The organism is Reinekea forsetii, assembly GCF_002795845.1.
Classification (GTDB): domain Bacteria; phylum Pseudomonadota; class Gammaproteobacteria; order Pseudomonadales; family Natronospirillaceae; genus Reinekea; species Reinekea forsetii.
Genome location: NZ_CP011797.1, coordinates 2,811,624 through 2,824,545 on the forward strand (window position 1 = coordinate 2,811,624; position 12,922 = coordinate 2,824,545).

12 protein-coding genes are annotated in these 12,922 nt (G+C 55.1%); 6 read left to right on the forward strand and 6 right to left on the reverse strand.

From position 1 onward, the window contains the following. Nucleotide 1 precedes the first annotated feature (1 nt). Nucleotides 2–745, reverse strand: coding sequence for an enoyl-CoA hydratase (locus REIFOR_RS12855; protein WP_100257945.1), 744 nt, complete (start codon nt 743–745; stop codon nt 2–4). A gap of 260 nt (nt 746–1,005) precedes the next feature. Here REIFOR_RS12855 and REIFOR_RS12860 point away from each other — a divergent pair, with 260 nt between their 5' ends. Continuing rightward, nucleotides 1,006–2,520, forward strand: a complete 1,515-nt coding sequence (locus REIFOR_RS12860; RefSeq protein ID WP_100257946.1) for a fumarate hydratase — start codon at nt 1,006–1,008, stop codon at nt 2,518–2,520. 78 nt (nt 2,521–2,598) lie between these two features. Here REIFOR_RS12860 and REIFOR_RS12865 read toward each other — a convergent pair whose 3' ends face one another. Further along, the gene (locus REIFOR_RS12865; RefSeq protein WP_100257947.1) at nt 2,599–3,063 is read right to left on the reverse strand and encodes a YbjN domain-containing protein; all 465 of its coding nucleotides are present in this window, start codon (nt 3,061–3,063) and stop codon (nt 2,599–2,601) included. 160 nt (nt 3,064–3,223) lie between these two features. Between REIFOR_RS12865 and REIFOR_RS12870 the strand changes: the two genes are divergently transcribed. Both REIFOR_RS12870 and REIFOR_RS12875 read left to right on the forward strand, forming a co-directional pair. Continuing rightward, nucleotides 3,224–4,408 (forward strand): amino acid aminotransferase, encoded by a 1,185-nt coding sequence (locus REIFOR_RS12870; RefSeq protein WP_100257948.1) that lies wholly within the window; start codon nt 3,224–3,226, stop codon nt 4,406–4,408. Between the two features lie 68 nt (nt 4,409–4,476). Further along, nucleotides 4,477–5,385 (forward strand): VanZ family protein, encoded by a 909-nt coding sequence (locus REIFOR_RS12875; RefSeq protein WP_145980295.1) that lies wholly within the window; start codon nt 4,477–4,479, stop codon nt 5,383–5,385. On the opposite strand, the gene hisI is transcribed toward REIFOR_RS12875, so the two are convergent. From hisI to REIFOR_RS12895, 4 genes are all read right to left on the reverse strand, one after another. Continuing rightward, a complete protein-coding gene (gene hisI, locus REIFOR_RS12880; protein WP_100257950.1) occupies nt 5,377–5,790 on the reverse strand; it encodes a phosphoribosyl-AMP cyclohydrolase in 414 nt (137 codons plus the stop codon). The genes REIFOR_RS12875 and hisI overlap by 9 nt on opposite strands. A 7-nt stretch (nt 5,791–5,797) precedes the next feature. Then, nucleotides 5,798–6,670 (reverse strand): AEC family transporter, encoded by an 873-nt coding sequence (locus REIFOR_RS12885; protein WP_100257951.1) that lies wholly within the window; start codon nt 6,668–6,670, stop codon nt 5,798–5,800. A 98-nt stretch (nt 6,671–6,768) separates the two neighbouring features. Then, nucleotides 6,769–7,359 (reverse strand): hypothetical protein, encoded by a 591-nt coding sequence (locus REIFOR_RS12890; protein WP_145980296.1) that lies wholly within the window; start codon nt 7,357–7,359, stop codon nt 6,769–6,771. Between the two features lie 100 nt (nt 7,360–7,459). Beyond that, nucleotides 7,460–8,638, reverse strand: coding sequence for an aminotransferase class I/II-fold pyridoxal phosphate-dependent enzyme (locus tag REIFOR_RS12895; RefSeq protein ID WP_100257953.1), 1,179 nt, complete (start codon nt 8,636–8,638; stop codon nt 7,460–7,462). Between the two features lie 104 nt (nt 8,639–8,742). Between REIFOR_RS12895 and gluQRS the strand changes: the two genes are divergently transcribed. The 3 genes from gluQRS to REIFOR_RS12910 are packed head-to-tail and all read left to right on the forward strand — an operon-like array spanning nt 8,743 to nt 12,853. Further along, entirely contained in the window at nt 8,743–9,645 is a 903-nt protein-coding gene (gluQRS, locus tag REIFOR_RS12900; RefSeq protein ID WP_227003685.1) for a tRNA glutamyl-Q(34) synthetase GluQRS, read from the forward strand. A gap of 29 nt (nt 9,646–9,674) precedes the next feature. Beyond that, the gene (locus tag REIFOR_RS12905; protein ID WP_100257954.1) at nt 9,675–11,312 is read left to right on the forward strand and encodes a sensor histidine kinase; all 1,638 of its coding nucleotides are present in this window, start codon (nt 9,675–9,677) and stop codon (nt 11,310–11,312) included. Next, entirely contained in the window at nt 11,309–12,853 is a 1,545-nt protein-coding gene (locus tag REIFOR_RS12910) for a DUF3369 domain-containing protein (protein ID WP_100257955.1), read from the forward strand. The genes REIFOR_RS12905 and REIFOR_RS12910 overlap by 4 nt, the downstream gene beginning before the upstream one ends. Nucleotides 12,854–12,922: the final 69 nt, after the last annotated feature.

The window sequence follows — 12,922 nt, forward strand, 5'->3', positions numbered from 1 at the left end:
CTCAGCTTCGGCTTAAAAACCGGGTCACCGCCTGTTTGAAATCGTCACTGGCCAACCGCTTGCGGAACAGTTCGCCTTCTTCTTCCATGGTTTGCAGGGTTTTCGCCATATAGGTCTGCTTCATTAGGCGCTTGGTGATAATCAAGGATTCCAGCGGCAATTGCGCCAAGGCCTGTGCCTGATGAACGGCGGCACTGAAAAACTGCTCATCATTATAAACCCCGTTGATTAGACCGGCGGCCTTGGCTTCCTGACCATCGAAGGTCTTGCCGGTTAACAGCCACTCCGCGGCCTTGGCATGACCGACGCGCAGCGGCAACAGGTAAGACGAGGCAAATTCTGGCACCAAACCCAGCTTCACGAAGGGTAATTGAAACAGCGCGCTCTCGCCGGAAAAAACCAGGTCGCAGTGCAGCAACAGGGTGGTGCCAATGCCAATGGCCGGGCCATTGACCGCGGCGACCAGCGGCTTGGGAAAGTCAGCCACGGTCTGCAGAAACCGAAACACCGCCGACTCATCATCCACCGGCGGATTATCGAGGAAGTCTTGTAAGTCGTTGCCGGCGGTAAAACAGGACTTCTGACCGGTAATCAGAATCACGGCGACCTCCGAGTTACTGCGCGCACCGATAAAGATATCGCCCAAGCGACGGTACATCTGCTCGGTAATGGCATTCTTTTTTTCAGGCCGATTAAATTGGACTTCCAGTACACCGTTGTTGAGACGCGTTTCTATTTCAGACATGTGGCCCACCTTTGATGATAAATGGTTTTGAGGACAAACGGTTTAATGATATAGAGTTTTAATGGCTAACAATCATGACTCGCAGCAGTAGGACGTTATCTCTAATTTAAACGAGCGTTTGAATTTTGCAAGCTTATCTCGATGCTGGGCGGCAAACCTGTGCAACTTTAGTCTGGGAACAGCCTCCACCCTGATATTTGTTGTACACTTCCAGCCAATAATAATACCGAGGCGCCACCTCGATCCTGATGGAGAGCAGTATGACTCTGATAAAACAAGCCGATATAATCCAAAGTGTTGCCGATGCCTTACAGTATATATCCTATTATCATCCCAAGGATTTTATTCAGGCCATGCACCAGGCCTACGAACGTGAAGAATCCCCTGCCGCACGGGATGCCATTGCCCAAATACTAATCAACAGTCGAATGTGTGCCGAAGGCCACCGGCCAATTTGCCAAGATACTGGCATTGTGACAGTCTTTGTTGAGGTCGGCATGAGTGTGGTCTTTGGCGATGCGACCATGAGCCTCGAAGACATGATCAATCAAGGCGTGCGCGAGGCCTATGCCCTGCCCGACAATGTCCTGCGTGCCTCGATCTTGGCCGACCCGGACGGTGCTCGAACCAACACCAAAGACAATACCCCCGCGGTCATCCATACCCGCTTAGTGCCCGGCACTACCATCGATATTCAGGTCGCGGCCAAGGGCGGCGGCAGTGAGGCCAAGGCTAAATTTGCCATGCTGAATCCATCCGACTCGGTGGTCGACTGGGTCCTGAAGATGATCCCAGAAATGGGGGCCGGCTGGTGCCCGCCGGGCATGATCGGTATCGGCATTGGCGGTACCGCTGAAAAGGCCATGATACTGGCCAAAGAAAGTCTGATGGCGCCAATCGATATTCAAGATTTACAGGCCAAGGGGGCGAGTAATAGGGCCGAGGAACTGCGCCTGGAGTTGTTTGATAAGATTAACAAGTTGGGCATCGGTGCCCAGGGTTTAGGCGGCCTGACTACAGTATTGGATGTTAAGGTACTGGATGCGCCCACCCACGCGGCCAATAAGCCGGTTGCGATCATCCCCAACTGTGCCGCCACGCGCCACGCTCATTTCACGCTCGACGGCAGCGGCATCGCCGATTTGCCCGTGCCAACACTCGCCGACTGGCCGGCCATCGTTTGGGAAGCCGGTCCATCGGCACGCCGAGTCAACCTCGACACCCTGACCAAGGCCGAGACGCAAACCTGGCAGCCTGGTGAAACCCTGCTCTTATCGGGCAAGATGTATACCGGTCGCGATGCCGCGCACAAACGCATGGTCGATATGATCAACAAAGGCGAACCGCTGCCAATCGACCTGACCAACAAGGTGATTTATTACGTCGGCCCGGTGGATCCGGTGCGCGAAGAGGCGGTCGGTCCCGCCGGCCCAACGACGGCGACCCGCATGGACAAGTTCACCGATACGGTACTGGAGCATACCGGCCTAATTGCAATGGTCGGCAAGGCTGAACGCGGACCGATCGGCATCGAGGCGATCAAGAAGCATAAGGCGACCTATCTGATGGCCGTTGGCGGTGCCGCCTATCTAGTCTCGAAGGCAATCCGCAGCGCCAAGGTGGTGGCCTTTGCCGATTTGGGCATGGAAGCGATCTACGAATTTGTGCTCGAAGAAATGCCGGTCACCGTTGCAGTGGACTGCAATGGCGTATCGGTACACAGCACCGGGCCACAGGAATGGGCCGCAAAGATTGCGGCAAAAGAAATCGTTTAGGCCGCTGCTTGGTAACCACAGGGCCGTCCTGCTGCCAAAGGCAATAGGGCGGCCTTGCCAAGGGGCTTGCGCTAAGCCCTAGTGCAGCCTGTCGTCGAAATCTTCGACAGGATCATCCAGCTCGTTGTGCACCATTAGGACGTCCATATCGGTTAATTGATCGTAGATGGCATCCATTTCGGTCAACAACATATCCAGCCAATCCTTAAACATCGGCGCGCTCAGATGCTTCAGCGGTATCGCTAGAGTCAGCAGCATGCGCGGCACGTCCTCATCATCCATGGAAATCATCACCTTCAGCAGACTGAAGTCATAATTCATAAAATGCACGGCGCCTTGCAGTGGTAACACCGCTGACGGTCGAATGGCAATCTCGGTCAGCACCGAGCAGCGATCGGACTCGACGAAACAACGCGCTTCGAGCACTCCCGGCCGACCTTCCCACACCGGCAAATGTATCCCTTCACAGTCTGAACAGACGTAGGCTTCCAATGAGCAAGCCTCTATCCAGCTTTGTACTTGATCACGCGATAAGGCTTTCATGCGGTCCTCAACAATGAGACTCAATAAAACAGCGACAGATTGTAGTGGGTTCTGGGCGAGTTTGCACTGCGCCGAGCGGCCATTATCGCGACAAGACTCGAAATGCACCCGACTTTAGCGTTATGCTAGTGCCTTTGCGATTCAATCCCCTGGAGTCATCATGTTTGAACAGATTCAGGCCCCCTCGGCCGACCCGATTTTATCGTTAATCAGCGAATTTAAGAATGATGCACGGACCGATAAAATTGATCTGGGCATCGGTGTCTATCGCAACGATAAGGGCATCACACCGATCATGGCTGCCGTGGCACAGGCCGAACAGACTCTGCTGAAAACGGAATCCACCAAGGCCTATCAAGGATTGGTCGGCGATGAAAACTTTAACCTGGCCATCCAGTCTCTGCTCTTGGGTGGCACTTCGGCGATGGCCCGCGCCAGCACCCTGCAAACGCCGGGTGCCAGCGGTGCCTTGCGCAATCTGGCCGATCTGCTCGCCTTTGCACGGCCCAATGCCACCGTCTGGATCAGCAACCCCAGCTACATCAATCATCGCCCTATTATGCTTCGTGCCGGTTTGGCCGTGCAGGAATACGCTTATCTGAACCCGGTGACCAAGGCAGTGGATGAAACCGCGATGCTGGCCCAAGTGGCCCAATTGGGACCCGACGATGTCCTGCTGTTACACGGCTGCTGCCATAATCCAAGTGGCGCCGATCTGAGCCTAGCGGCTTGGCAGCGGATCGCCGAGTTGGCTCAGCAACGCGGTTTTCTACCCTTTGTCGATATTGCCTATCAGGGTTTGGGCGACGGCCTCGAAGCTGATGCCCAGGGCCTGCGGCTATTGGCCAACGCCGTGCCAGAGCTGATGATCTCTACCTCCTGCTCGAAAAACTTTGGCCTCTATCGGGAACGCACCGGTGCTGCCATCCTGGTCGGCGAGGATGCCAGCCATGCGCATAATGGCCGCGCGAAGATGTGTGAATTGGCGCGCGGCAGCTATTCGATGCCGCCCTCGCATGGCGCTGCGATCGTCAGTACCATTTTGGCCGATGATCAACTCAATGGCCTCTGGCGGGCCGAACTCGACACCATGAACCTGCGCATCAACGGCTTACGTTCGGCTCTGGTCGAGGGTTTCCGCATTGCCACCCAAGGCGAAGACTATGACTACTTTGGTCACCACAAGGGCATGTTCAGCCTGACCGGGCTCAGTGATGCCAAGATCGCTCGCCTCAAGGCGGACTACGGCATCTATATCGTTAGCGGTGGCCGCGTCAATATTGCTGGCCTGCAGCTCAACGAGGTTGATGCGTTGGTCGCGGCCGTTGTCGCGGTCAATCGTTAGGCCTGAGTCCATGTGCTCGACTGACCATCACCCAGTGCCGGACCGGCCGCCGACGTCGGTAAACCGCCTTGCTTAGGCTGCTGCGCCCGGGTCACCTCTTGGTGATTCTGGTGCTGGCGGTGACGCCACTGTTTTTTATCGGTGGGCCGAGCGCCGTTGCCTTGCCTTTTATCCGCTATGGCTGGAATCTCGGCCATATAGGCTTCTTTTTCCTGGCCACCGGCCTCTATTGCTCATTCCGGCCCATCACCCGTTGGCCACAGGTCGCCCTGGTCCTGGCGAGCATCTTCATTCTGAGTTTGCTGCTTGAGCTAATTCAACATCAGGTCGGGCGGGATTTCAGTAGTCGGGATATGCTGCGCAACCTGGTTGGTGCCACTCTGGCACTGTTTTGGCGCGCGCGAGCGCACCTACATCCTAGCCTGATCAGTTTTGCGATCCTACTACTGCTGCTCGATCTGAGTGGCTTCGCCTGGACGGCACAGCAGGATCTGCGGCGGCAAAACCGAGCGCCTCTTATTGAGAATTTCGAACAGGGAGACTCACTGGCCCATTGGCATGGGATGACTGAAATCAGTCCCGATCGAGTGTCGGAAGGTCGCTTCGCCGGCCAGGCGCGACTCAAGGCTGGCCATTTTTCAGGCGTAAGCCTCGCGCCAACGTTGGCCGACTGGCGCGGTTACCAGCAGTTGCAACTGCAGGCACACAATCCCAGCAGCAGGGTGCAGGTGTTGACCGTTCGCATCAATGACCGAGCCCATGAATTGTCGGCTCAACTGTATTCGGATCGCTATAATCAGAGCTTCGAACTGACGCCGGGCTGGAACCACATTAGGGTGCCCTTGGCGGCGGTCCAATCGGCGCCGGCTGGGCGTGCGATGGCGATGGACGGTATATATCGCCTGGGTCTGTTTTTTGCCCAACTCGACGCGCCGCTGCTGTTAACCTTGGATGATATCCGCCTAACTTCAGACTAAACCCGAGTCGACATCATTGAGCACGGTCACCGCATCGGCCTGGGCTTCGAAGAAGAAGCAATTGCGCCTATTGGTGTGACAGGCTGGGCCCTGTTGATCGACCAGCAGCAACAAGGTATCGCCATCACAATCGGCACGCAGCGCCACCAGTTGCTGTCGGTGACCCGAGCTTTCGCCCTTGCGCCAATAGGTTTGGCGCGAGCGCGACCAATAACAGACCTGACCGGTGGCCAGGGTTTCGCTAATCGACGCCAGATTCATCCAGGCCATCATCAGCACCTCGCCACTATCGTGCTGTTGGGCGATCGCTGGGATCAAGCCATCGGCATTGAACTTCAGTGCCTCGATAAACGCCTGTTTATCGATTTGTGTCTGGGCGGGCGCCCGTTCCCATTGTTTAAACATGTTGACCTCAGAGAATGAAAAATAAAACCAGCGGAATAACCGCTAGGCTACCAACATTGGCGAACAGCACAATGGCCGCGACCTTATCAGGTTGTTGCTGGTATTTGTCGGCCAAGAGGAAGTTCAGGATCGCCGGCGGCAGGGCGGCGAACAACCAAACCATTTTCTCCAGCGTATCGGGTAGCTCAACCCAATGAATAAAGAGCGCCGCCGAGGTCAGGCCCAACACCGGCGCCGCGATCGCGCCGGCCAACCCGATGCGCCAGCCGTGAAAATCCAAGTTCACCAACCGGACGCCTAGGGCAAAGAGCATCAAGGGTACGGCGACATCGCCGAGCATGCTCAGGCCGGTGACCAACCAGGGCGGTAAACTGATCTTTAACACCGAAAGGCTAATGCCGATCAACGACGCGATAATGATCGGCTGTTTCAAAAAGCTGAGTGAGCGCTTCTTCGGACTGAGGAGCCAAATCCCAACGCTAAAATGCAGGATGTTTTCCAAGATAAAGAGGATCAGGATGGCTGGCAAATACTCTTCGCCAAAGGTCAAGACCAGTAAGGGTATGCCCAAGTTACCACTGTTCTTGAACATCATCGGTAGTGCAAAGGTCTTCCATTCGACGTTCAAGAAACGATAGAACAACAACACGAACAGACCCGGCAACAGGGTAATGACGGTGCCCATCAGAATCAGTCCGCCATAGTCTGAAATATCGACCGGCGCGCTGGCGAAGACGCTGAGGATCAAAATGGGCACAAACACATCCAAATTAATGGTGTTCGCCGCTTCCATATTGGGCTTTTTAAAACGGCTGTAAAAAAATCCCGCCAACACCACAAAACAGATCGGCGCGACGATTTCAAAGATACGGTATGCCATAAAGAAGCCTAGTTACGAGTGGCGCAGATCCTACTCTTTTTGATTACAGAAAACTCGACCCTACGACGATAGTATGGCAAGGGCAGTGCCGCCAAACGCTAGGCTTGAGCACTGTCGGCTTTTACCATGGCGTGTAAACTGAGCCACCAAAGCCAACAGAATAGTAACTCATAAATGCGCTGCCACAGGCCCGGTGATGCTTGAAAGACGAAGGCATCCAATTGCAGCACGGCAAACACCAGCAGCAACAGGGCGGCTAGATGGCGAATTTGCCGCTCCGGCTTGCCCCACAGCAGACGACCGGCAAATACCGCGGGCCCGCAATACAACAACCACAGCACGCTGCTGTGCACCATCTGACTTACGGATGCACCGGGCAGGCAGCCGTTATCACAGGGGAAAAGCATGCTAAATAAATAGCTGGCGGCGAAGCCGATAGCCGAAAAACGCAACCAGCTATCCAGCGACCGCGGCTCTATGAAGCGCCGGGTGCTATCGACCGCACCCATCCAAAAAATACCCAAGAGCAAGAAAAGACCATTGGCCAACGCTTGATGGCTGGCATTTTCGCTATTCAACAGACCAATAAGGTCACCGGACTGGACATTGGTATCCAGGGCGGTAAGCAGGCTGATACCGGCCAGACTGAGGCCAATGGCAATAAGGGACAGAATTTGAGGTGCGCGCATCGTAAACTCGACTGCTAATGAGCCGCCAATTGTGCCCATAAAACGACGCTTCTGCCACGCTCGCGTGATTTATCGCGCAACCGAGCCCCCGGGCGGGCGATTAGAGACTGACCTCGAGTGCCAAATTCCGACAATAGACCGTCAATCGGCGCATCGCTTCGGCCAAGCGAGCTAGATCGGCGGTATAGGCGATGCGCACACTGGTATTAAAACAAGGACCGCCAAAGTCCAAACCTGGGGTCAGGGCAATGCCAGCCTTAAGCAACAGATCGTGGCAAAAATCTTGCGCGTTGTCGCTGTAACGAGACACATCGATATACAGATAAAAGGCGCCCTCCGGCTCGCCCAGGATGCGAAAGCCCAGCGTCGGCAAGGCTTGCATCAGATAATCGCGCCGTTCGCGCAAGCGATCCCGGCGTTCAAAACAGATTGCCTCAACAGCCGGTGAGAAACCGGCCAGGGCCGCAATTTGCGCTACGGTCGACGCCGACAGATAGAGATTCTGGGCAATGCGGGTACAGGCGTCGATGGCGTATTCGGGCACCACCAGCCAACCTAGGCGCCACCCGGTCATGCCATAGAATTTTGAAAAGGATTGAATTATCCAGGCGTCCGCTTCCACTTCCAACGCGCTGCAGGCCAGATCGGAAAAGGTCAGGCCGTGATAAATTTCATCGGCCAATAACTGCAATTCGTGGGTGCGACAAAAATCGACCAAGGTTTGCCATTGCTCGGGCGACATCACGGTACCGAGCGGATTGCTGGGCGAGGCGATCAATAATGCCTTGGTTCTCGGGCTCAAGGCGGCGCTCAGCGCGCTCAGGGATAGTTGCATATCTTGGTTTGGGTCCATCGGCACGGCGACGCCCGTGGCGTTAACCATATGCAGGATATTCGCATTACAGGGGTAACCCGGTTCGGGCAGCAATACTTCATCGCCGGGATTCAGGGTCGCCAGAAAGGCCACATGCAGCGCCGCCGAACCACCCGGCGTGACAATTATTCGCGCCGGATTGATGCTTAGGCCATGCCAACGCTGATAGCGGTCGGCGATGGCCTGCTTCAAAGCCGGCACCCCGGTGCTCGCGGTGTAACCGAGCTTTTGCGTTTGCAGGGCTCGCACCGCCTCGGCCACGATAGGCTCCGGTGTCGGGAAGTCGGGCTCACCAATAAAGGCGCGAATGACATCGACCCCACTCTGTTCGAGCGCCTCAACTTGGGCAATCACTTCTAGAACATAAAAAGACGCGATACGCTGGCATCGATCGGCAAGCATCATACAATTTCCCAAAGCTGGTAAGGTTTTTCAAACGGGCAGTTTGCGCTCGACGCGCTCTACTCACTACAATGGGCCCATCTTAGCGAACCTGACTGAAAATAACAGTGTCTGAGCACCACACGCCAATTAGCCCAACCCCCTACAGAGGACGTTTTGCGCCCAGCCCCAGCGGCCCGCTGCATTTTGGTTCATTGTTTGCGGCCGTGGTCAGCTATTTGGATGCCAAGGCAAATCAGGGCCAATGGTTGGTGCGCATCGAGGATCTAGATCCAGCTCGAGAACAGGCCGGCGCCAGTGCAGACATTTTGGCGACACTGGTCGCACACGGACTGGAATGGGATGAAACCGAAACCTATCAGTCCGACCGGCTTGAGCTGTATCGGGCCAACCTCAACACCCTGCACCAGCAAGAGCGACTGTTCTGGTGCCAATGCAGTCGTAAAGACCTCAGCGCTCACCCGGTGTATCCGGGCACCTGTTCTTCTCAACGTCAACCGGTGGCGAACGCCGCGGTGCGCTTTCGGGTATTGACCGAGCAGGATCGCTTTATCGACCGGTTTCAGGGCCTGCAAGTATCGGCTCCGCGCGACCAGGCCGGTGCGGTGGTCGTGCTGCGCAAGGATGGTTTATTTGCCTATCAATTGGCCGTGGTCAGTGATGATATTGACCAGAGCATTAACCAGGTGGTGCGCGGCATCGACATATTGGAGTCGGTCTGGTGGCAACGCGAACTGTATCGGGCGCTCGGCGCCCCACTGCCCCGATACGGCCACTTCCCGGTGCTATTAAGCCCGAATTCGGCACAGAAACTGAGCAAGCAAAATCTCTCCCCGGCAATCCAGAATGCGACCGCGGGTGCCAATCTGCTGCGCATCTTGCAGGCCTTGGGCATAACCTTGACGCCGGACTCGCCCCATCGTTTGCTGCAGCAGGCCGTAGCCTGCTGGCGCGAAGACCCAATTAGTTTTCAATTGCCGCTGCAAAGCCAAAACCTTCGGCTAGACTGATACTTTCTCACGCAACCCTCTAATGCTTTATGTTCGGACTCAAAGCTCATCTCACTCGCCGACTGATGGCCTGTATCACTACTAGCGTATTGAGTGCCCTGTTAATAACCGTGGCGACCGTGTACTGGGCTTTACAGCCCGTACTGGAGCGCACGCGGGCGCACAATGTCGCGGCCGCCATCGATAATTTGGCGATATTGGTGACCCAGTCGTTGTGGGTCTATAACGAAACCGGCACCGTCGACGCCGCCAATGCCATCCTGCGCGACCAATTCATCTCCGGTGTGTCGGTCAATGACCACAGCGGCCTATTCAACTACAGCGGCGGTGACTTGGCCGACTTCGCGGCGCAAGTCCCTAGGTTAGCGGCACCGATCCAGACACAAAACGATGCTGCCCTGACCGCTTGGGTACCGCTGATCGTCGAGGCCGAAGGCGCTGGTGAGCAGAATTTCAATATCGGCACGCTACAGATTCGCAGCGATAATGGCTTAATTCGCCAACAGGTTAATGAACTAACCCAAATCAGCCTCAGCGTCAGTGTGGTGGTCTTTGTCCTGTTGCAATTTCTGTTCTATTTTTTGGTCCGCCAGCTTATCGCCAAACCCGTGGAACTGTTCACCCTACACGTACAAACTTACGCCGCCGATCTAAGCCCCGAAACCGTTGCGATCACACCCGCCTTACAACAACGCAGCGACGAAATTGGCCGACTGTACGAAATTTTTAACGTCCAACGTCAGTCATTGATCGAGCAGAATGTGTCCTTAGTAGAATACCGTCACCGTTTGGAACAGCTGGTGTCGCGCCGGACGAGCGAGTTGAGCACCGCCAATGCCACCCTGGTCGATTCGCTGGAAAAACTCAAAACGGCACAAACCGAACTGATTCGCAGTGAGAAGATGGCATCCTTGGGTATCTTGGTAAGCGGTATCGCCCATGAGGTCAATACGCCCCTCGGGGTAGCCATCACCGCCGCGAGTCACCTCAAAGAAGAGATGCGCATTACCCAGCAATGCCTGGCCGGCAATCAACTGACCCGCTCTGGTTTTGAAGGTTTTCTGGCCGAATGCCACGAAACCGAAACACTCCTGAGCCGAAATCTCAACCGTGCCGCAACGCTAATTCAGTCGTTTAAAAACATCGCCGTCGATCAGGCCAGCGATCAGGCGCGGTTAATTAACCTACACGGCTATGTGGATGAGATCGTGATGTCGCTGCGCCCCAAGCTAAAGCACACGGAAATCGAGGTTCTCAATCGAGTGCCGAAAACGATCAACCTGAGCATTGCACCCGGTGCCTTGGCACAGATCATCACCAATCTGATCCTCAACTCCCTCATCCATGGTTTCCAGGACGGCACTCGCGCCGGCCAAATTACCCTCGATGCCGCACAGCAGAGCAAAGACGGCTTTTCCTTGGTCTATCAGGACAATGGTGCCGGCATGACCCCTGAAGTTTTGGCGCACATCTATGATCCTTTTTACACCACACGTCGATCCACTGGTGGCAGCGGCTTGGGAATGAATATTGTCTACAATCTGGTTACCTCTAAGTTGCTAGGGCAGATCAAAACCACGAGCCAACTGGGACAGGGGCTTGAGATTGTCATGGCAATTAAACTGCTGCATGAGCGGCCACCCTACCGAGAGGAAAACGCCCTATGAGCGATGATCTAGTCTTTGCCGATGAGAACGGAGCGCAACCCGATGCCAACAAAGCCCGGCGGCCATGGCAAGTATTGGTGGTTGACGACGATGAGGAAGTGCACAGCATCACCAAATTAGCCTTACGTAACTTCACCTTTGACCATCGGCCGCTCATTTTTTTACATGCCTATACCGGCAAAGAGGGCATCGACATCCTGATGGATAACCCAGACGTTGCCGTGTGCTTGCTCGATGTGGTGATGGAAACCGAACATGCCGGACTGGAAACCGCCAATGCGATCCGGTCGATGCTGAAAAACACCTTTGTGCGCATCGTTTTGCGCACCGGCCAACCCGGTCAAGCGCCGGAAGAGACCATTATTGCCGAATATGACATCAATGATTACAAAGAAAAAACCGAGTTAACACGTGGTAAGTTACACACCCTAATGTACTCCTGCCTGCGCAGCTATCGCGACATTATCGCCTTAGATCGCTCACGCTTGGGCCTAGAACGCATTCTAGAATGCTCAACCCAGTTGCATCAGAAAACCTACTTGAAGGATTTTGCCCACGGCATATTAGAGCAAATTTCGGCGGTTATTGCGCCTGAGGAGGACGGCTTCTATGCCGGCAGTCATGGCGTGGCCGCCTTTGAACAGGCCGGTGAACTGAGGGTCATTGCCGGAACCGGCGCGTACTCCGATCAAGAACAGCAACGCGCGGTCGACATCCTGCCTAACGAATGTGCCCATCTATTGCATGATTCTGCGCTCGGTTTTAGCAGCCAAATGACATCCCACGGCTTTATTTGCCTGTATCGCGCCAAGCCTCATCACGCCGGACTGTTATTTTTACGCGACTTCAAGACGCGCAATGAGCTGGAAGAACACCTATTAAAGATGTTCTGTCACAATGCCTTAACGGCCTTTGAAAACATTTCATTGCGAACCCTGCTCGAAGACAGCCAACGCGAAATCGTCTATCTACTCGGCGATGCGATCGAACATCGATCCCAAGAAACTGGCTTTCATCTGCGCCGGGTGTCAGAAATTAGCTATCTGCTGGCGCAAAAATGCGGCCTGTCGAGCGACGCGGCGACCCAAATTCGCGAGGCGGCCCCGCTCCACGACCTGGGTAAAATTGCCATTCCCGATACCATTTTGAATAAGCCGACCAAGCTCGATGCGCAAGAATGGACTGTGATGAAAACTCACGCCAAGATCGGTTACCAAATGCTCGCATCGTCCAACAAACCGCTGTTGCAACTGGGGGCTGACATTGCGCTCGAACACCATGAGCGTTGGGACGGGACCGGATATCCGGCCGGCAAAAGAGGCACCGCTATCGGCATCGCGGGGCGCATTACCGCCGTTGCCGATGTCTTTGATGCCCTGTGTAACCGTCGAATCTATAAATCGGCCTGGGATATGGCGCGCGTTGAGGCCTATTTCCAGGCTCAACGGGGATTGCAGTTCGACCCACAGCTGGTCGATCTATTGCTTGAAAATCTGGACGAGTTTTGCCAGATTCATCAACGCTTTGCCGACCCAGCTTGAGCCGCCTTCTTATTCGGTCGCACTCAGGCTACACTTGACGGCTGCGCAACAGCCGTCGACCTTTATTGA

Coding starts and splice junctions, on each gene's coding strand:
- REIFOR_RS12885 (WP_100257951.1), bottom strand. CDS start 6,670: ATGGCATACCGTATCTTTGAAATCGTCGCGCCGATCTGTTTTGTGGTG.
- REIFOR_RS12910 (WP_100257955.1), top strand. CDS start 11,309: ATGAGCGATGATCTAGTCTTTGCCGATGAGAACGGAGCGCAACCCGAT.
- hisI (WP_100257950.1), bottom strand. CDS start 5,790: ATGTTTAAACAATGGGAACGGGCGCCCGCCCAGACACAAATCGATAAA.
- REIFOR_RS12905 (WP_100257954.1), top strand. CDS start 9,675: ATGTTCGGACTCAAAGCTCATCTCACTCGCCGACTGATGGCCTGTATC.
- REIFOR_RS12870 (WP_100257948.1), top strand. CDS start 3,224: ATGTTTGAACAGATTCAGGCCCCCTCGGCCGACCCGATTTTATCGTTA.
- REIFOR_RS12865 (WP_100257947.1), bottom strand. CDS start 3,063: ATGAAAGCCTTATCGCGTGATCAAGTACAAAGCTGGATAGAGGCTTGC.
- REIFOR_RS12860 (WP_100257946.1), top strand. CDS start 1,006: ATGACTCTGATAAAACAAGCCGATATAATCCAAAGTGTTGCCGATGCC.
- REIFOR_RS12890 (WP_145980296.1), bottom strand. CDS start 7,359: ATGCGCGCACCTCAAATTCTGTCCCTTATTGCCATTGGCCTCAGTCTG.
- REIFOR_RS12855 (WP_100257945.1), bottom strand. CDS start 745: ATGTCTGAAATAGAAACGCGTCTCAACAACGGTGTACTGGAAGTCCAA.
- REIFOR_RS12895 (WP_100257953.1), bottom strand. CDS start 8,638: ATGATGCTTGCCGATCGATGCCAGCGTATCGCGTCTTTTTATGTTCTA.